The sequence below is a fragment of the [Mycoplasma] falconis genome (assembly GCF_006385795.1).
Taxonomy (GTDB): Bacteria; Bacillota_I; Bacilli_A; order Mycoplasmatales; family Metamycoplasmataceae; genus Metamycoplasma; species Metamycoplasma falconis.
On the sequence record NZ_VFSS01000006.1, the window covers coordinates 22,761 to 44,404 of the forward strand.

The 21,644-nt window shown below is 25.3% G+C and carries 13 protein-coding genes and 1 other RNA gene; 8 read left to right on the top strand and 6 right to left on the bottom strand.

All coding sequences use genetic code 4. The features are described from left to right. Positions 1 to 2 precede the first annotated feature (2 nt). The 3 genes from dnaG (at position 3) to FJO69_RS07270 (ending at position 4,106) form a co-directional block, all read left to right on the top strand. Positions 3 to 1,847: a DNA primase gene (gene dnaG, locus FJO69_RS07260; protein ID WP_140781348.1), complete on the top strand. Its 1,845-nt coding sequence runs from the start codon at positions 3 to 5 to the stop codon at positions 1,845 to 1,847. A 1-nt stretch (position 1,848) separates the two neighbouring features. Continuing rightward, a complete protein-coding gene (locus tag FJO69_RS07265; protein WP_277872281.1) occupies positions 1,849 to 3,444 on the top strand; it encodes an RNA polymerase sigma factor in 1,596 nt (531 codons plus the stop codon). 119 nt (positions 3,445 to 3,563) lie between these two features. Next, positions 3,564 to 4,106 carry a hypothetical protein gene (locus tag FJO69_RS07270; RefSeq protein ID WP_140781350.1) on the top strand — a complete coding sequence of 181 codons (543 nt, stop codon included), beginning with the start codon at positions 3,564 to 3,566 and terminating at the stop codon, positions 4,104 to 4,106. Between the two features lie 81 nt (positions 4,107 to 4,187). Here the strand turns inward: FJO69_RS07270 and uvrC are convergent, their stop codons facing one another. Next, the gene (gene uvrC, locus FJO69_RS02095) at positions 4,188 to 5,870 is read right to left on the bottom strand and encodes an excinuclease ABC subunit UvrC (protein WP_140781353.1); all 1,683 of its coding nucleotides are present in this window, start codon (positions 5,868 to 5,870) and stop codon (positions 4,188 to 4,190) included. Positions 5,871 to 5,903: 33 nt separating this feature from the next. After that, positions 5,904 to 6,836 (bottom strand): gamma-glutamylcyclotransferase family protein, encoded by a 933-nt coding sequence (locus FJO69_RS07275; protein ID WP_140781355.1) that lies wholly within the window; start codon positions 6,834 to 6,836, stop codon positions 5,904 to 5,906. Positions 6,837 to 6,929: 93 nt separating this feature from the next. Here FJO69_RS07275 and ffs point away from each other — a divergent pair. From ffs to FJO69_RS07295, 5 genes are all read left to right on the top strand, one after another. Beyond that, positions 6,930 to 7,020, top strand: an RNA gene (gene ffs / locus FJO69_RS02105) — signal recognition particle sRNA small type. 11 nt (positions 7,021 to 7,031) lie between these two features. Further along, the gene (locus FJO69_RS07280) at positions 7,032 to 7,694 is read left to right on the top strand and encodes a hypothetical protein (protein ID WP_140781357.1); all 663 of its coding nucleotides are present in this window, start codon (positions 7,032 to 7,034) and stop codon (positions 7,692 to 7,694) included. 140 nt (positions 7,695 to 7,834) lie between these two features. Continuing rightward, entirely contained in the window at positions 7,835 to 10,324 is a 2,490-nt protein-coding gene (locus tag FJO69_RS07285) for a hypothetical protein (protein WP_140781359.1), read from the top strand. Between the two features lie 185 nt (positions 10,325 to 10,509). Next, positions 10,510 to 13,374 (top strand): coiled-coil domain-containing protein, encoded by a 2,865-nt coding sequence (locus FJO69_RS07290; protein WP_140781361.1) that lies wholly within the window; start codon positions 10,510 to 10,512, stop codon positions 13,372 to 13,374. Between the two features lie 166 nt (positions 13,375 to 13,540). Then, positions 13,541 to 15,979: a synaptonemal complex protein 1 gene (locus FJO69_RS07295; protein ID WP_140781363.1), complete on the top strand. Its 2,439-nt coding sequence runs from the start codon at positions 13,541 to 13,543 to the stop codon at positions 15,977 to 15,979. Between the two features lie 56 nt (positions 15,980 to 16,035). On the opposite strand, the gene FJO69_RS07300 is transcribed toward FJO69_RS07295, so the two are convergent. The 4 genes from FJO69_RS07300 to FJO69_RS07685 form a co-directional block, all read right to left on the bottom strand. Next, positions 16,036 to 19,956 carry a hypothetical protein gene (locus FJO69_RS07300; protein WP_170177210.1) on the bottom strand — a complete coding sequence of 1,307 codons (3,921 nt, stop codon included), beginning with the start codon at positions 19,954 to 19,956 and terminating at the stop codon, positions 16,036 to 16,038. 57 nt (positions 19,957 to 20,013) lie between these two features. Further along, positions 20,014 to 20,184 (bottom strand): hypothetical protein, encoded by a 171-nt coding sequence (locus tag FJO69_RS03070; protein WP_170177211.1) that lies wholly within the window; start codon positions 20,182 to 20,184, stop codon positions 20,014 to 20,016. Positions 20,185 to 20,335: 151 nt separating this feature from the next. Continuing rightward, complete coding sequence (locus FJO69_RS07305; RefSeq protein ID WP_170177212.1) at positions 20,336 to 21,397, bottom strand: hypothetical protein; 1,062 nt, start codon at positions 21,395 to 21,397, stop codon at positions 20,336 to 20,338. Between the two features lie 147 nt (positions 21,398 to 21,544). Continuing rightward, positions 21,545 to 21,644: IS3 family transposase (locus FJO69_RS07685; RefSeq protein ID WP_368853734.1), on the bottom strand; the 100-nt coding region annotated here is incomplete at its 5' end.

The following is a 21,644-nucleotide window of genomic DNA, read 5'->3' on the forward strand; positions in this document are numbered from 1 at the left end:
AAATGGAAGAAAATGTTTGAGAACTAGTTTTATCGAAGATGGATATTATAAGCGTTATCGCCGAATCACTACCTTTGATAAAACAAGGCAAAAACTTTAAGGCTTGCTGCCCTTTTCATGGTGAGAAAACACCTTCATTTGTTGTTTCACCTGAAAAGCAAATCTTTAAATGTTTTGGTTGTGGTAAAAGTGGCAATGCGATTAAATTTGTAGAACTGCAAAAAAGTTTAACTGCAATCGATGCATTAAAATATATAGCCAATAAATTTAATATTGATATTAGTCAGTATGAAAAAAGATTATCACCCAAACAAGATAGTCAAGAGCATTTAGATATTTATGAAGTTAATAAAACAGCTTTAGATTTATTTGAATATGAACTATTAGTTAAGATAAAAAATAACAAAGACTTACAAAGCTTTGTTATTAAAAGAAAGTTAAATAAAGAATTAATTAAAGCATTTAAAATTGGGTTTGCTGATAAAGAAACTAATTTATATAAGTTTTTAAAAGGCAAAAATTTAAATGAATTTGCAATCGCTAATGCTTCATTAATAACTACTAATCAAAAAAACTTTTTTAATAATCGTGTTATTTTTCCAATTCAAGATAAGAACGGCAATATAGTAGCTTTTTCTGGAAGAAGCTTAAATAGCGAAGATACGCCTAAATATTTAAATTCAGCGGAAACAAGCGTATTTGTTAAAAATGAAGTTTTATTTAATTTTTATAATGCAAAAGCTGAAATAAATAATTTAAAAGAAGTTTACTTAGTTGAAGGTCAGTTTGACGTAATTGCAATGTATAAAGCCGGTTATAAAAATACCGTTGCAGCTATGGGCACTTCGCTTTCTAAACAACATTTAGAATTATTAAAAAACTGTCAAATTAATTTATTTTTTGATAATGATAAAGCCGGTAAATTAGCAACACAAAAAAATTTAAGACAGATTTTATATTGAAGTAAACAATTAAATATAAAGCCTTATTTTATTATCAATAAAGCCGATAAAGATGCTGATGAACTTTATAACCTTGACGAAGGTAAAACTTTAAAAAACATCGTTGAAAATAAAATTGATATAGTTGCCTATTTATTAAATAATTTTGTCGAAGTTAAAAATTCAAATTTAAACGATACGGAAAAAATTAATCAATATCAATTCTTATTTGAATATGTTTATTATTTAGAAACTGATTTGCAATTGGTTTTAAAAAATAAATTATTAGAAAACAAAATTTTTAACGCTGAAATTTGCGATGAATTATTTAAAAATTATGTAAAACCAAATTTCCCTTCTTCTAATTTTAAAGTTAATAAAGAAAAAGCTAAATCTTCTTTAAATTATGTAAATGATTATCCTATTGATTTAAACACAATAGAACCTTCATTTATTGAAGAAGATTATCAAATAAATATCAATCATTTTCCTAAACCTAAAAATAATAAATATAAAAAAAATAATCCGCCTTTAATTGGCAGAGCAAGAATTATTGCTTTATTAATTAAAACAACATTACAGCAACCTCAATTCGTTAAAAATTGAAAAATTGAGAATTTTAGCAGAATTAATTATTATGGTTCGCAAAGTCAATTAAAAAATTTAATTTGTTATCTAGTTAAATTAATTAAAGATCAAAACTTAACTGATAAACAAGATTGAATTAAATATATCGAAAATGACCATAAATTAAGCAATAATATCAAACAAGAATATTTGCAATTAATAGCCCAAATTAATGATATTGCTGAAACCAGTTATAATAAGGATCAATACGATCAACAAATAAATAAACTAAATGATAGTTTGACCACTAAAAAATTATTCACTAAGAGAAAGGTGTAATATGAAATCAGAATTAAAAGATATGCAATCTTCAATTGAAATCGTTGTTGAAAAACTAAAAGAAGAATTAAAAAAACAGCAGAAAAAAAATAAAGATAAAGCCGCTTTTACCCAAGATGAAGTTTTTGCCTTATTAAATAAGAAAAAACTATATGTAGGCGAAGAGGAAGCCGAATCATTATTAGAAAAATTACTAGCGGACGGCGTTATTCAAGACGAAATGGATGCTGAGGACAACGAAGAAGTTGACGAAAACGATATTATCTCAAATCGTGATGACGATGAAGAAGAAGTAAAAACTGACGAAGAAGAAAGTTTTGACGAATCAAAATTACAAGAGTTAGACGGTGAAGACATCGACGAAGACGAGGAAATTGACGTCGAAGAAGTTTATGACGATAGTTCTATTCGTAAAAAAGACGAAGAAAGTGAAGAAGATTTAGACGAATATTCTGATAGCGACTTCATGATTAATAAACATGACTATGGTTATGAAGATGAAGAAGATGAATACTACGGCATGGATTATGACGATGACTTTGATGAATATAGCGAACACAAAGTTAAACCAAAGAAAAAAGAAGATGCTTTTGATGCTAATTCACTTCTAAAAGATTATGACAGTAATGATATTAGATTATCTTCTACCAGAGAATATTCTGCCGAAGATAATGCCTTAGCTAATAAATTAACCGAAACCAATGACATCGTTAAATGATACATGAGATGAATTGGTAAATACGGTAAACTTTTAACTCCAAAAGAAGAAAGAGATTTAGCTATTAAAATGGAAGAAGCTAAAGCAGCTGGCAATGATTATAAGTTTAAAAAAGCTCGTGATATGCTAGTGAAAAGAAATCTTCGTTTAGTTATTAATAATGCAAAAAGATATAAAAATAGGGGATTAAGTTTTATAGATCTTATTTCAGAAGGAAACGCCGGTATTATGAAGGCGGTTTCTAAATATGATTACACCAAAGGTTTTAAATTCTCAACTTATGCAACTTGATGAATAAGACAAGCAATTACAAGAGCAGTAGCAGATCAAGCTAGAACCGTTAGGGTTCCAGTTCACATGGTTGAAACTATTAATAAGATTTTAAAAATAGAAAGAGAATTGCAACAAGAAAAAGGTTATCAACCAACTGACGAAGAAATAGCGGCTAAATACGGTGGAGATTTTACTGCTGATAAAGTAAGACATATTCGAAAAATTAATATCGACCCAATTTCATTGGATAAAAACATTGGTAAAGAAGAAAATTCATCATTTGCCGATTTCGTTAAAGATGAAAGCATTATGAGCCCAACTGATTATGCTTCACATCAAGAATTAAGTGTGATTTTAAACGAAATGATTGAAGAAGGGTTAACCGAAGAAGAAGATCGTTTATTAATTAGAAAAAGATTTGGTATTAGTGATCTTAAAGGGAACGAATATAAACCTCATACTTTAGATGAATTAGAAAAAGAAATGGGTATTAGTAAAGATAAAATTAGACAACTTGAAACTAAGGTTTTAAGAAAATTAAAACACCCTCAAAAACGTAAAAAATTAAAAGAATTTTATGCTAATAATAGTTATGAATCAGACTAGTGTTAAAAAACCACTAGTTTTTTATTATTTAAAATGACGCATAAAAAAGCAAATCAAAAAGCGTATAATAAAAGTGAAAATATATTTGAAGATTAAATTAGAAATTAAAGGGAAAAACAATGAAAAAATTTTTAAGTTATTTTTTATTAACTAATTATTTATTGCTATTTTTAGCTTTGGTGATATATCTGCCAATATTTTTATTAGTTATAACAGGTCAAAATGTAATGGGTTATCAAATTGAAACTAACCAACCACATACCGATCATTTAGTTATTTACGATTTATATTATTTAAGAGATTATATTTTATTTGTTTTGATGGCTTTTATTAATTCCTTATTCATTTTTATATTTTTAAAAGTGAACAAAAACAGTTGATTAGTTTCATTTTTACCATTTGCTTATGTAAATAAAATAAATTTAAAAAATTACAGCAAAAAGAAAGCAAATGTTATGGTGAGTGTAATGTTTGGCTTTAACCTTTTAGCAATAGTTTTACACTTATTTTTTAGCTTAATTACACCTCATTCAGTAGGTTCCTTAATTAGCTTTATTATTTATTTAGTAATTTTTTCTGGAGCAATTATAGGTTTCTTTACAACTTTATTAATATTAATAAACAAAAAGAAACTTTTAAAAAATAAAGCAATATCTAATTAAATTAGTCAATTTAAATTTAAAACCATAGAAATAAACATTTCCAAATTGTTTTATTCCTATGGTTTTTTATTTATTAATATTTTAAAAATTTTGCTTAATTAATTCGGCGACTTTTTCGTTAGCTACTTCTTTTAATTCTTCGAAGCTAGCTTTAATAATATTTTCATATGTTTTAAAATGATTTAATAATTTATCTAATGTTTTAGGTCCGATTCCTTTAATTTTTAATAAGGGGTTATTAAGCATATTTTGTTGATGTTTTTTAAGATATTTACTTCTAGCAAAGCGATCAGCTTCCGTTTGAATATAAGCTAAATAATTAAAGACATCTTGATCTTTAATTTGTATAACATTACCATCGTTATCCATTAAATATTTTGTTTCATGGCGATCGTCTTTAACTAAACCGTATAAAGCAATATTTAGCTTTAATTGAGTTAAAACTTTATTTACTTCTTTAATTTGTTGTTCTCCACCATCACAAATAATAAGATCAATTATTGCACTATTTTCTTTTAAATAATTTAAAGCACTATGATAAATAAATTCCACATCAGCATATCTAGACATTTCAAAGTTTAAATTGTAATAACGATAATATTTTTTATTTGGTAAACCATTTTCAAAATAAACAGCACCACCAATTATTTCTTTTGTCCCTTTTAAAAAAGAATTATCAAACATTACAATTCGATTAGTATTAATACCTAAAATAGCTGCTAAATTTTCGTTAACTAAAATAGTTTTGTTATATTTATCTTTAAATTTTTCTAACTTTATAGCTTCATTATTTTTAGCATTATCATAAGCTTTTGCAATCAAACTTTTTTCAAAAGTATTATTAGCAAAAACAATGTTTTCTCTAAAATCAAAATTTAAAAAATCATATTTATTATCTAAAATAATTTGATCTACTTCTGGGTTTGTTTCGTAAAATTGATCTAAAAATTCTTCAATAAAAAATTCATCAAAAGTTTTTATTTTTAAAGTTATGTCTCTTTGATTAATTAGAGCTCCATCACGATAATTTAAAATATGAATTAACATAAATTCATCAACTTGATAAAAAGCAAATACATCAATTGATTTATTACTATTAATAAAAATATTTTGTTCTTGTTTGTTGTAATTTAAAAGATCTAATATTGAATGATAAAACTTAGCTTGCTCAAAAAATAAGGCTTTATTAGCTTTTTCTATTTTAGCTTCTAAATCTTTTTTAAAGATTAAACCAAATTTCATAATTTTTTTAGCTTCTTCAAATTTTTCTTTAATAAATTCTTTGCTTTGATTTTTGATTAAAATGCCATCTTTTGACAACAAAAGATGTTTAAGGTAAATAATAAGCGGTTTAAAGTCTTTATTATTGGGAAGTGGTCCATAATATATGGCGTCTTTTTTAGTTTTATATTGATTAACTATTTCGATTTTAAGCTCTTTAATATCTGGTTTAATGCGAATATAAGGAAAAGAACTTTGAGTAGGAATTAAAACATTATAGAAAGGTTTATGCTTATTAATTAGTTTTCTTTCTTCAATTAAAGCTTCTCTTTCGGATTGGGTAATGATAGTTTCAAATGAAGTGATGTTTTCTAACATTTGCGGGGTTTTATAAGAATTAAACATCTTCTTATCGAAATACTGGCTCATCCGATTTTTTAGGTTTTTAGCTTTACCAATATAGATAATTTGATTATCTTTATTTTTCCATAAATAAACGCCTGGTTTATTAGGCACATCTTTAATTAAATCTTTACTAATCATGATTTTTAAATTATATAAAAAACCTAATATAAATTAGGCTTTTAAATTTTTGGTATCATCGAAAGCTTTAATTAAGCTATTCATTCTTGCAAATGGGTCAATGTTAAAATCGTTAGCTACTAATTCTAAAGCATTATTATTTTGACCTAATTTAGCTTGTTTTAATTCAGGATCATATCTAAAAGTTAAATAATATTTAGGTTTTAGTTGATTTATAAAATCGGCTTTATTTTGATTGTTTAAAGCTTTTCAAGTAATGTTTGGTTTAGCATTAGGAATTTTATTTTCAAATAAAAGAGCGTAAGTTGCGGCGTCTCAACCATTTTTTTGTCCAAATGAAACCGCTCCAATATATTGTTTATTTTGAATTTGTAAAATCATTAAAGCGTATTGAGCTACTGAAAATACTTTATTTTCTTTATCATCAATTATTAAAGCATAATAAGGATGAGTTAGACTAGCAACATAAGCTAAATCTTGGGCAGATGCTTCATAAAGTAAAATATTATCTCTTAAAGGATTATTAGCAAAAATCTTTTCCATTTCAACAAATGATTTTAAATTATTTTCATTAGCTGCTGGATTGCCAGATAATAAATGACGATCTTTTTTATCGACTTGATAAACTTTTCCTTCTTCTAATTTGGTATAAACTATCACGTTTTCTAAAATTTCGCCTTTTTCGGTCAATAAAACGTTAGCAGTAAATCTTTGATATGATGGAAACATTTCTCATCTATCAACGGCAAATAATTGTTCTAAATTAATTTCAAAAACAGTTCCTTCTACTTGTTGGGCTGTGTCTTTTTTTAATAAAAAGTATTGTGAGTCATCAACACATAAAGTATAACCATTTAAGATTGCTGGCATTTTATTAACTTCTTTACCAAAGATGTTTTCATAAAATAAGGGATCTTGCAAAGTTCCGTAGCTAAAAACATAAACTTTTTCTTCTTTTAGATTCATATCTCCTCCAATAATATTATTAATATTATATACTCATACAATCAGTAATTAAAAGATTAAAAATACTAAACAAGATTTCGATATGTTATAATAAATAAGCCATGAGAATGACAACCTTGTAACTTGGTCAGGATAGAGATATAGCAGCCATATCGAGAAGTGTCGTGTCTTGTGGTTTTTTAATAAGGAGTTTTTATGATTTGTAATCGAGCATTAATACCTTTAACTCATTTAGAAAATGATTATTATTTATTACCTGTTTTAAGAACAATTGAATTTAGTATTTATATTAAGCTTTCTAAAATAAAACATGAAGGTGAAATATTACTAAGTGAATATATCACTAATTTTAGTGAATATGACAAAGCAAATTTTAACGGCGTATATTTTAAACCTCATGAATTTTTTATGACCACTGAAGAAGTTTTTGAAGAAGAATATCAAAAACAAGATAATTACTTTAAATGAGATTTAAATAATGAAGAAAATAATTATTATGCAAGCCAAGTTTATTTAACCTTATTAAAAAACCTATACAATTTTTTAGCTGGCAATAATGATGAAAACAGCTTAATTTTATTTGTTAAAGAAAATCATTTTTTCCGTCCATTTTATGTTTATTGCGATCCTAAATTAGCAAAACAAGATTACTTTGATATGCAAAAAGATCAATATTATCTAGATCGTGATATGCATTTAGTAGCAGCGGCACAAAATTTAAACATTGAACTTAAAAAAGCTTACGAACTATATAACGACGAAAAGAAAGATAGTTGATACCATCGTTATTTAAAAATTGCTTTATTATTCCCAACCGAAAAAGCGATTGAAATTGTTAAAAATAAAATGGCAGTTTAAATTAAATTTATTCTTAAAATAAGCCTATTTTATTAATAAATAGTTAAAAAATCTATTTTTTATGTCAAATAACAAAAAAATCCATGCATTTAACAACCAGTTAAAGGCATTTTTATTTGTTTGTTATATAATAACAAATTATGGCTAAGTTTAATAGAAAACCTAAAGCTTTATTAATCGGAGTGCTTTCTGTGGTTACTGGAATCAGTACAATGTTTCCCTTTGTTACTAAAAAACCAATCGAACCAGTAAAACCTCCAACAGTTATTAATAAAGAATTGATCGATTTAATTAATGAAACCAAAAGTTTATTACAAGATAACAAAAATAATATTGCAAATTACAAAGATTTAAAAAACTTAAACAGTTTATTAAAAGAAGCTAACAAGTTTATTTATTCTCCTGATAAAGAAGCGGTTAAAAACATATATGATAAATTAAAAGCAGCCAAAGATGAAGCTTCTTCTTTTGTCAGTGAACAATTAGTTTTAAAAGAATTAATAAATAAAGCTAAAGATGTAATTGCTAATAATAAAATACCAAGCAGTATAACTCATTTACTTACTGATAAAATTTTACCGGTGGCTAATGATATGGTATCTGGTAAAGGTAAACGAGTCGATAAACCAGATCTTTTAAATCAAGAAGATGAAATTAAAAAACAACTTGAAATTTATTATGACTTTATTAAAGAAAGAACAAGACGAGAAAAATCTTACCAAGATTATTTTTTAAACGAACCTATATCAACAAGCGTTAACGAGAAATATTTAAATTTATTAAGAAAAGCCAAAAAAGAAGCAGCCGAAGCATTTGCTTCAAGAGAAAGTTCACTTGAATATTTAGATTGAGTTTATATCCAAGTTTCCGATGCATACTCTAATGCCGAACATAATTCTGATTTATTAGAAAGACAAAAGCAATTCGTAAATGACATCAAACATAAAATCGAAAATTCTAATTTAAACGATTATAGTAAACAAAAAAATTACGAAGCACTTAATAATTTAGTACAAGCTTCTTTAAACGGTAATCGCGATAATGATACCTTAGAAAAAATTGATCAAGCTTTATATAAATTTGAAATTAAAAAATATGAATCAGAAGCCGAAATAGAAGCAAATGCTGTTTTAGATACATCTTATGACATTACAAGACATTACGATACTTCTGCTTATCCCGATATTAAAAAAGCAAATAATGAATTAGAAAATATTTTAAATAATCCTAATTCAACTCAAGAAGATATTAAAAAAGCAACCAATAAAGTTAAAGAAAAAGTAACTGAATTTGTTAATGCATTTAACAATGAAGTAACAAATACAACTTCTAATTTTTATAACGGTTGAGAAAATTTAGATTTATATAACAATGAAAAAGCTAATAGTGATGGTCAAAATGCTTCATTTATTAAAGATGATTTAATGGGTTGAAATAATACTGATATTAAAGAAGAAATTGCTAATATTTCTAAACAATATTTTGATAACGAAGAACAAGAATCCACTTTAACTGCTGATAATTTAAATGATTTCAAAAACAAAGTCGATAATCTTTATAAGATTGATATTTCTGATTGATCTAAACCTAATATTCCTGGTATTAGTCAAGAAGAAGTTCGTAATAAATATTTATCAGTTATTTATGAAACAACCAGAGTTTTAAGAGGTCATATATTAAAAAGTTTAACTGACGGAGCTAAATTTATTTCTGCTTCACGTTATATACTACCTAATAATATTTGATTGCAAATGATGAACAAAACTTTTGGTTATTATGCTAAAGATGGCAAACTTGAAGATGAAAATTCAAGTTTAAAGACTATTGATGAAACTCAAATAGACGAATATGCGACTGAAAACGGTTGATTTGTTCCAACTGATGAAAAACAGCTATTTACTCCTAATTGAGCTTATATGCCAACTTATAATGAAGATTACCCACTTTTTGTTGAAGATTCTTCTAAGATTTATTGAACGCTTTATCCATATTTCCAATATGCTTATTTAAACAATGAAATTTTAAATCCTTCAATTGTTTCTTTATTTAGAGAAGACGAAGAAGACGACGAAAACTATAACATGATTTTTGAAAAAATGGATAATGCAAATGTTGACAAAGACATTTATAGCAAAGATATGGATTTAAGTGAATTTTTAAGTGAAGATGCCTATAAAGCATTTTTAAAAAATCAAGGTAGTTGATTTGATCCTTCACAACAAGACTCAAATTACAAAGATCAAAATAAACCAGTTGAAGAAAACGGAAGCAAGTTTGAATTTAATTTTGATATTTTTAAATTCTTTATTAATTATCCATTTTCATCTTCTCAATCAGCAGCACTTGCCAAAAACAATATTAGTTCATTAAACGTTAAATACTTTAACGAAGCAGTAATTATGTTTAATGATTTATACCAAAAACAAGTAGAAGAAATTAGAGAAAAACTTGAAACTAAAAAAGCAGAATTAGAAAAAGATTCAACAAATAATAGTGAAACATTAGCAAAGATTAATAGTCTATTAGAAACACCAAAATACGAAGAAGTTAACAAACCATTAATGGATAAATATTCTTATTTTAACGATAGCTTTATTAGCAAAGCTAATGAACTTTTAAAAGATAATTAGTAAAAGTCTTAAAGCAGCAAATTTTGCTGCTTTTTATTTTCTGGTTTCATATATATATATATATATGAGTTAAAATACAAATAAAATAACAAAATCGGCATTTTTATGTGAAAAAACATATTTTTTTCACCTTTATATCTATTAAATTGCATCTTAAAATGTCATTTTTATATATAATAAAAATTATGCCCAGATGAAATAGAAAACAAAAAGCATTGTTAGTGGGTGTTTTATCTGTAGTTACAGCAATTCATACGATGTTCCCATTAGTTGTTAAAAAACCGGTTGAGCCTAATAAGCCATCTGATGTACTTAACAAAGAATTAATTAAATTAATTAATGAAACCCAAGAATTAATAGCTAATCAAAAAGACTATTACATGGCGGAATATAAAGATTTAGAAGAATTAATGAATCTTGTAAATGAAGCTAAAAACTACATTAAATCACCGGATAAAGAAGCCGTTAAAAATATATATGATAAATTGAAGGCAGCTAAAGATAAAGCTGCAAATTTCGTTAGTGAACAAAACATTTTAGAAAATCTAGCTCAATATGCCGAAATTACAAACACAGAAAAAGTGCCAACTGATATGGCTAATAAATTAGCTGATGAAATCAAGAAGGCTTTTGAGATGACATCAGGTAAAAATGGCGAAGAAATTGATTTAAACGACGTAAAAGAGCAAGAAGAAAAATTAAGAGCTCAAATGAAAGAAGTTGAAGACTTTAATACTAAACGTCGTGATTTAGAAAATAAATTTAATGATTTAAAAAATAGTTCACTTCATCCAAATGATAAATATCAAAGTGAGTTATATCAAGCTAAAAATAACGCAGAAAATAAATTTGCTGATAAAGAATCTTCATTAGCTGATTTAGAAAAAGCTATTAATGATTATCAAAAAGCTATTGATAATGCTAAGAAAAATGATGCTTTATTAAGAGAAGAAAACTCAAAAGCAGATGATATTAAACAAAAAGTTAATGATAATGCATATTTACCTAAAGAACTGAAAGATAATTATACTGAAAAGGTAAACAATATTCTTACCCCAGGCTTAGACCCACAAGCTGATAATGATAAAATTCAAGAAGTAATCGATTCACTGAAAGAATTCGAAGATTATATTACTAAACGTAATGAATTAGAAGATCAATTTAGACCGAAACAAAATGAAGTTGTAGGCTATGAAAATCAAAAATACAAAGAAGAATTAGAACAAGCTCGTCAAGAAGCTTTAGACAAATTTAATAAGCCAGACACTTCTATCGAAGATTTAAAGAAAGCCCTAGATGATTTAAATAAAGCTTTTGACAATTCTTATAAAAACTCTGATTTGTTAAGAGAAACAAAAGATTTAGCAGAAAAAGCCAGCGCCAAAATTGAAAATTCTAAATTAAGTGATAGAAATAAAGAAAAAAATAAAGAAGTGCTAGAAGATCTTATTAAATCAGCCCAAGCAGACGATGTTGATAATACTAAATTAAAAGAAATTGTAGATGCTTTAAATAATTTCGAACCAAAAGAATATTACACCGAAGTTCAAGAAGAAGCAATGGATACCGAAAAAGTAGCTGATACTATTTTGGACGCTTATGACACTTCTAAATTCCCAGATATTGATAAAGCTAAAAAAGAATTAGATGAAGTTTTAAATAATCCAAATGCTACTGAAGAAGAAATTGAAAAAGCAACGGAAAAAGTTAAAGAAAAAGTTACTGAATTTGTTAACGACTTTAACGAAAACGTAAGTAATACTACCAGCAATTTCTATAATGGATGAGAAGGCTTGGATTTATATAACAATCAAAAAGCTAATTCAGGAGAAGAAAACTCTTCATTTATTCAAAGTGATTTAATGGGTTGAGATAACCAAGGTATTAAAGATGAAATTGCTGATATAGCATCAAAATATTTTGATAATAAATCACAGCAATCTACTTTACACTCTGATAATGCCGAAGACTTTAATAAGGCCGTTGACGAATCATATAAAATCGACATTACCGATTGATCAGATCCAAAAATTCCTGGTGTAACTCAAAAAGAAGTTGAAGACAAATACCTATCAGTTATTTATGAAACTACTAGGGTTTTAAGAAAACATTTATTAAAAAGTTTAAATGATGGAGCTAAATTTATTTCCGCTTCACGTGGTGTCATTCCTAATAATATTTGATTACAAATGATGCATAAAACATTCGGATATTATGCCCTTGATGGAGAATCACCTGATCAAGATAATTTAAGTTTACAAAGCATAAATGAAACCCCTCTAGAAGAATATACTGAAGAAAACGGTTGAGTAATTCCCGATTCTGATAAAACCTTATTTTCTCCTAATTTAGATTATGTACCTACTTATGATGAATTATTCCCTGTTTACGTAACAGCAGAACAAGCTTATTGAACCTTGTATCCTTATTTCCAATATGCACAACTATATAATAAAATTTTAAATCCTTCAAATGTTAATATTGAAAGCGATCCAAACGAAGACGGTAATTACTTACAATTTGTTGAAAAAGAAGATAACGCGAGTGATAAAGATGTTTACAGTGAGGATGTTGAATTACAAAACTTTTTATCACCCGAGGCTTATGAAGCATATTTAAAAAACAAAGATAACTGATTTAATTCAGTCACGAAAAATGATAAAACTAATTCGACTGTGGCTGAACAAAATGGTATTAAATTTGAATTTAGTTTTGATATTTTTAAATACTTCTCAGGTATTCCTTGAACCTCAGAACAAGTTGACGAAATTGCTGAACATAATATTAGTTCATTAAATGCTAAATACTTTAATGAAGCAGTATCTATATTTAACGATACTTATCAAAAAGAAGTTGAAAACGTTAGAAATCAACTAGAGGCTAAAAAATTAGAACTAGAAAAAGATTCTGAAAACAATGCTGAAACATTAGAAAAAATCAATAATTTATTAGCTGCGCCTAAATATAGCGATTTAAAACAACCTTTAATGGATAAATATTCTTACTTTAAAGATCAATTTATTGAACCTGCTAAAGAAATATTAGAATAATTTTAAGCAACCAAAATTGGTTGCTTTTAATTTTAAAATGTATAAAAATTATAAAAAACCAAATAATAGCTTAAATTTAGATTTTTTTAACTTAAAAATTACATTTTTTAAGCAATTTAAATAGTACAATTAACTTTTTTATTAGTAATTTTATATAATAAGACTTATGGCTCATTGAAATAAGAAAAATAAGACATTACTAATCGGAATATTAGGTGTAACTACTTCAATAACTACTTTATTCCCGTTAATACATAATAAAAATTATCCAGTCGAACCTAATCAAATAGTAAATGAGAAATTAAAATTATTAATCCATGAAACTAATCAACTTAAAAATTCTAAGAAAATTAATTTAAATAATTATGTAGACCTAGAATTACTAAATGATTTATTAATTGAAGCTAATAATTATATTTATTCATCCGATACAAATGCCGTTGATAATATTTGTAATAAGTTAAAAACAGCTAAGGATAATGCTGTTGATTTTCTTAATGAACAAATCGTTTTAAATAATTTAGCTGATGAAGCCTTATTATTAGATACAAATAAAATTTCAACAGAAATAGCTAATCAATTAGCTAGTGAAATTAAAAAAGCTAAAGATATGGCATTAGGTCAAAGTGATTTAGTTGATTTAAATAAAATTAAAGAACAAGAAGAAAAATTAAAACTTCAAATCCAAACAATAAAAGAATTTAATGCTAAAAGGAATGATTTAGAAAATAAATTTAACAATTTAACTAAAAATTTACCTAATCCAATTAATAATAAATACCAAACCGAGTTAGATCTAGCTAAAATTGCAGGTGAAAATAAGTTTTCAAACAAAGAAACTTCTTTAAATGATTTAGAAAAAAATTTTAATGATTATCAAATAACTTTAAGCAATGCCAAAGAAAATAATCAATTATTAGTAAAACAAAATAATTTGATTGATGATATTAAACAAAGAATTAATAATGCAAATTTAAGCAAGGCTAATCAAGATAAAAATTTAAATAAATTAAATGAAATTACTAATTTGGGACTAGATTTACAAGCAAGTAATGAAACAATTAAACAGGTAATAAACAAATTGGAAAACTTTGAAATAAAAGAATATATTACTCCTGAACATCAAGAAGGTAACAACGTAGTTAAAGTAGCTAATTTAATTTTAAAAGATTACGATGTAACTAATCATCCTAAAATAAGAGATAGTAAAATTGAATTAGAACAAATTTTAAATAATCCTAATGCTTCAAAAGAAGATATTAAAATTGCTACTGATAAATTAAAAGAACATATTACTAATTTTGTTAATGAGTTTAATGAAGATATAACTAATACAACTAATAACTTTTATCAGGGATTTCAATCGCTTGAACTTTATAATACCGAAAAAGCTAATGAAAGTACGAATAATTCTTCATTTTTAGCTAACGATATTATGGGTTGAAATAATAACGGTATTAAAGAAGATATTATTAAAAAATCAGAAAAATATTTCTTAGGTCCAGATGAAGAAATAACTATTAATACTAATAGCAAAGAAGAATTTGATAAAGCAGTAAATAAAGCTTATAAAATCGATATTACCAATTGAGAAAATCCTAAAATACCTGGGTTATCAGCTAAAAAGGTTCATGATAAATATTTATCAGTTATTTATGAAACATCAAGAGTTTTAAGAAATAGATTATTAAACGGTTTAGCTGACGGTGGAAAATTTATTTTTGATTCTAGATATGAACTGCCAAATAATGTTTGATGAGAAATGATGCATAAAACTTTTGCATATATTCCTATTAAAGGTAGGGATTATTTAACGGATTCTAAACATTCAACTTTTGAAGAAATTAATAATTATCCAAGTAAAGACTATACGTCTGAAAATGGGTGATTTATTCCTGATGATAAACAATTATTAGACCCTAATTGAGAATATAGTCCAACTTATTGACCTGATTTTCCTGTAATTCATACAGTCGATGAAGTTTATTGAACTTTATATCCATATATTCAATATGCTTATTTCTTAAAAGATATTTTAAATCCAGAAGTAGTTACATTAGAAAGTAGTCATCCCCAAAGACCAAATGATCCTAGAATGGAATGGGTTAAATTAAATAAAGAAAGCGTTTATGGAGAAGATCTAGATTTAGCTAATTTCTTAACTAAGGAAGCTTATGAAGCATATTTAAAAAATAAAAATAATTGATATACATCTACAATAAATAAAACCGGAACAACTAATGAGGGAAATATTATTGAATTTGGATTTAATATATTTAAAGTTTTCGTAAATCAGCCTTGAACAACCGAGCAATTCAAAGAAATCGAAAAACGTAATATAAGCGTATTAAACATCGAATACTTCAATAAAGCTGTTATTATGTATAACAATGTTTATAGAGAAAAAGTAAATGATATTAGAAATAAATTAGAACTTAAAAAAGCTGAATTAGAAAAAGATAGCGAAGCAAACGCAAATGAAATTTATGAAATTGAAGAGCTTCTAGCTTATTCATCATATGATGAAATCAATTTACCTTTAATGGATAAAATTGACAAAATTTATGATGATTTTATTACTCCGGCACAAAACATTTTAGAATAAATAGAACTTAAAAAACACCTGTTTAGGTGTTTTTTTGATGTATTTTAATTTGTTTTTTATTGTTCTTTAATATATTTGTCTCATGTTGTTTTAAATAAGGTTGATAAACTATTTAAATTTTCTTTCATGATGTTTAAATCGGTTTTATTAGTAAAACTTGATTTTGCTATTTCTGCTTTTAATTTATCTTGATCTTCTTTTAATTGTGGATATTCGTTTAATTTATTTATCAAATCATTAGATTCGGCAATTTTACTATTTAATTTATTAGAAATATCGTTTCATTCTTTTTTATAAGCTTCAATTTTAGCATTCTTTTTTAATATTGAATTAGCGGTTTTTAAATATAAAGCTTTAATATCTTCAATAGAATCATTTTTATTATCTTTTAGGCTTTCATATTCTTTAATTAAATTTTGATATTCATCTTTTATATTAACCAACCCATCATTTTCTAAATCGCCTGAATTTAAAGCGGCTTTCATATCGGCAATATCACCCAAGGTTCTTTTATCTCAATATCCCAAAGTAAAGTTTTGATAAATATTTTTAATTTCTTTTAATGAAGTATCGCCTTTAATGTGTTTTGCTGCTTTATATTCATCTTGGTATAAAGGTTCTAGTTCTGGATATCTTTTATTAAATAAATTACTTTTGACAAAATCTCTTTCTCAAAGACGAATCATATCTGAAATTTGACTCTTAACCTTAGTTTTTTCTTTTTTATTTTTTTGATAAATTCCGTTTATTTCATCAATTATTTTTTGTAAATTATTTAAATTTTCTAATAACTCATTTTTATCATGATTATTTAAATATTTTTCATAATCAGAAATTGTTTGGGCTAATTTGTTTTCTTCATTTACTAAATCTTTAGCGTATAACTTATTTTTTAAACTTTTAGCTTCTCAAATTTTGTCGTTTAAATTATTTTTAGCTAAATCATATTCAGCTTTTTCAGACTTAGCTTGCTTAATAGCGTTATCTAAATCGGCAGTTTTTTGTTTAATTTGGTTTGCTTCTAAATTATCGTTATTATTTTCAGCGATATTAATTGCTGCTTGTAATTTTTCTTTTGTTTTATTTAAACCAGTCGAAGTTAAATCCGAATTTATATAATCTTTAGCTTCCTTAATTTTTCTATTTAATTCATCTAAGTTAGCATTTCTTTCTTTAAGATAATTATCTAAGGCTTTTTGACATTCTTTGATTTTGGTTTTTAATTTATTATTTAAAGCTGTTATATCGTCTTTGCTTCCGTTATTAGCTATTGATTTTTCGATTTCATCAATTAAAGCTTGTAATTCGCCTTTTTTATTTGCTAAACTTGAATCGCTAATTTTTTCGGCTAATTCTTTGCCGTTAATAATATCTATTTTGGCGTTATAAACGGTTTTAATATATGGTAATTTATCTTTAATTTCTTGTAAATCAACTAATTTAGAATCTGGATTATTTATGGCTTCTAATTGACTTAAAGTTTGATTGGTATATTCGATAACCGAATCATATTTACCATCTTTGTTTTTATACTCAGCAAACATTTCATAAAAACTTTTATCGGTATTAATTTTGCTTTTATTTGTTTTAACTAATTTAGCTTTTTCGTCATTTAAGTTTTTAATAGCATTTTCTGCTTTTTCTATTTCTTTATTTAATAAATCTAGTTTATTTGCCAAAGCATCTTTATTATCACTCTCAATATTGGTTTTAGCCTCGTTAATCTTGGTTTCTAAATTAGTTTTAGCTTCATTTAAAACTGGATCCGACATTTGATTGATTAAACCTTCACCTTTTGTAATTAAAGCTTGTAAATCAGCTTTATTTTTATCATAAACGCCTTTATCATATTCGGCTTTAGCTTTGGCTCTTCTTAAATCCATTTCTTCTTCGAAAATGTTATTTAAAGTTCTATCTTCATTAACTAATTTGGCTTTATCGATTGCTTTTAATAAATCATTTTTTTCTTCATTTAAACCAGGTTTATTTTCTAAATTATCTTCTTTTCATTTTTCTACTTGAATAATTAAATTATTCATGGTATTTAAAGCTTGATTTTTCTTGATTTTATATTCTTCTAATTTAGCTTTAGCATTATTTAATGTAATTTCTAAATCGTTATAATCTTCATTTAATTGATTGGTTGTTTTAGCTTCTTTATAATTTAAAGCTTTTTGAATTTCTTCGGTTAATTTATCTTTTTCTTCTTGTAAATAAGGATCATTATTCATATTAGGTAATAAATCTTGAGCTTCATTTAATTTATTATCTAAATTTTCTTTTGCTTTATTATAATCGAGTGTTTCTTTTTTAGCTTTATTTAAAGATTCTGAAAGATCATTATTTATTTGCTTAATTTGTTCTGCATTTAAATTATCAAGATTTTGTGAAGCTTTATCAATTTGATTTTGTAAAGAGGCTTTTTCACTACTTAATCCGGCTTTATTAGCCATATTATTTTTCAATCAGTCTTTTGCTTCTTTTAATTTATCATTTAGTTCATTTATAGCTTTATTTCTAGAAGTATTAAAGTTATCAAATTCATTTTTAGCTTCTTTCATTTTAGCTAATAATTTTTCATCTAAATCATCAATTTCTACCACTGTAGCATTTTTATCATTGATTTTAGTTTCTAGTGCGTTAATAGCTTCAACTAATTCTTGTTTTTTAGAAGCTAATGAATTATCTTTCATTTGATCAGCTAGTTTATTAGCATCAATAATATCAACTTTAGCTTTTCAAATAGCTTTAATATTATTTAAATAATCAATAGCATCTAAAAGATCTTGTAAATTAGTTGCTTCTTTATTAATGTCTTTTAATTTATTAAGTTCAGAAGATGTATAAGAAACAGCTAAATCATATTGATGTTCTTTGTTTTTATTATCATTAAAAGCATCGTAATAACCTGTTGCTTCATCGATACCTTGTCTTAATTTTGCCATAGCATTAGTTTTGTCTTCTTTTAACTTTGTTATAGCTTGATTGGTTAAATTAATTTGATTATTTAAATTTTCAATGTCTTCTTTTAATTGATCGATATTATGATTATCTATTTCCGCATTAGCTAAATTAATAGCTTCTTGTAAATCTTGTTTAGCTTTATTAATATATGGGTCTTTTATTGAATTAATAATTTCTTTTGCTTTGGCAATTAAATCATTTAAATTATTTTTAGTTTTTTCATAAGCGTTTTTATCTGCTTCGGCTTTAGCTTTAGCCCTTCTTAAATCCATATCTTCTTTATCAATGTTAGCTAAGTATAAATTATTATTGGCTAATTTGGCTTTATCAATTGCTTTTTGTAATTCTTGCCCTTCTTTAATTAAACCTAATTTATTATCAAGATTAGTTTGTTTTCACTCACTAACTTGTTTAATTAATTTATCCAAGTTTTTAAGTTTATTTTCTTTTTGTTTATTGTAATCATCAATAGTTTTTTTAGCTTTTTGAAGAGTTACATTTAAACCAAATATGTCATTATTTAAATCATTTATTGAATGAACACCAATTACATCATTAGCATTATTAATAGCATTATTTAATTCGGTTTTAGTTGTAGTTAAGTAAGGATCTTCATTAAATAAAGGTATACATTGTTGACTTTCAACAATTTTATCTTGTAATTTTTGTTTAGTTTCTTGATGTTCTTTTAAAGTTTTCTTAGCTTCATCTCAAAGCTTATTTAAATAAACATCAGATTTATTTGTTTCATCTAATGTGTTATAGTCTTTAATTTTTAATTCTTCGGTCTTAAGGTTATTTTCTAATTCATCTCTTTCTTTTGTAAGTCCTACAACAGGTTCTAAATTTTCTTTGCTTCATTGTCTAATTTTCTTAATTAAGTAATTTAAATCTGTCTTAGCTTTTAATAATTTGTTTTTTTCAATATTTCTATTTGCTTGATTAATTAAATCGTTTAGTTTTTTATCGGCTTTAATTAAATCTTCTTTAGAAATTTTTTCTTTATTTAGCAATTCTTGATCTTGTTTAATTTTATCTTTTAAACGATCGGCAATAACTTTATCTAAATTTTAATTATTAATAAGTTCTTTAGCTTTATTAATATCTTCTTTTAATTTATCTTTTTCCGGATTTATATTAGATGGTTTAATTAGATTAATACTAGCAATTAAAGCTCCGCTTAGAGTGGCAGTAGCTAAAGCTGCTAATAATAAACAGGTTATTTTCTTATTTTTTGCCATAAATACCTCGATATATTTTTAAATTAATATAAATATTATAAAATTTAAGCTTTTGTAGTAATTACAATTGCATAAAATCAAGCTAAATTTGAGAATTTTTTTGACAAAAAAACACCAAAAATTAATTTGGTGTTTTATATCTGTATTAACTTTATTTTTCGGCGTCGCTAAAATCTTTTTGAGCTTTTATTAAAGCATTAAATAAATCTGTTTGTTGATCTAAAATAGTGATTGGATCGGTTTTTTCAGTGTAATTTAGATTTTGTAAAGCTTGTTCTAAATTTTGTTTGTCTTCTTTTAGTTGTGAATATTTATCTAATTTAGGTAACAATTCTAATGCTTCTTTTTGATATTTTTTAATATTTTGATCGTATGTATTTCAATTAGTTTCTACTCTTTTAAGCTCAGCGTCAACAGATTCTCTTTGATCTTCAAATTCTTTTGAAATATTATATAGCTCTATAGCTTTAGTTAGAGTTTCTGAGCCACTATATTTTTCGGGATTATCACCAATAGCATTTCATTGATTAATAGCATTTTCATATTGATCTTTAATATGAGCTAAAGCTTGATTTTCAAATCATGAATTTTCTAGTTGTTTTTTCATGCCATCAACCGCTTCAATAGCTCTTCTTCATCCAAGAGAGAAAGCTAAATTATTTGAAATTTGAGTTAACTCGGTTAAATTTTGAGATTCATCAGCATTAATTCCGGCTTCAAAGTATTTATCAAATTTATTTTCATATTGAGGATATTTGTTGTTTCATTCAGATCCTGCATGATAATATCTATTTCAATATTCTAAAGATTCATTAATTTTAAATAAAGTTTCGTTTTTATCTTCTTTATATTTATTAATAGCTTCGTGAGCTTTTTCGATTGCTTGATCTAAAGCAGCTTTATCGTTAATTAATTGCTCTTTATTATGATTATCAACACCTTGATTTGCTAAACTAATAGCTTTTTCTAAATCTTTTTTAGCTTGAGCTAAACTTGAATCTTGTGATAAATCCGGTAATAAACCATTGGCGATGCCAATTACACCTTGTAAGTTATCATTGGCTTGATTTCAATTTGCTAATTCTTGTTTAGCTTCTGTTAAATCTTGATCTAAATTATTAAGTTTTTCATTTAGTTGTTCTTCATTAGCTTGATCTAAATCACTTTTAGCTTGTTCTACTTGATTTTCCAACTTTTCTTTAATACTTTGCAAACCAAGTTTAGTTAAATTTCCTTTAATTCATTCTTCTATTTCTTTAAATTTATTATTGATTTCTTCTATTTTATCTGCTTTATTTTGATTATTTTTAGCAATAGCGTCCTTAGCTTCTTGTAAACTTGGACACTTTTTGTGGACAGTTTATAAATATGAATAAACATCTCAACATTGTTGGGGTGTTTTTCAATTTAAATTTGATTGTAATCTTTCGTTGTTATATCATTCTATATAAGATTTAATT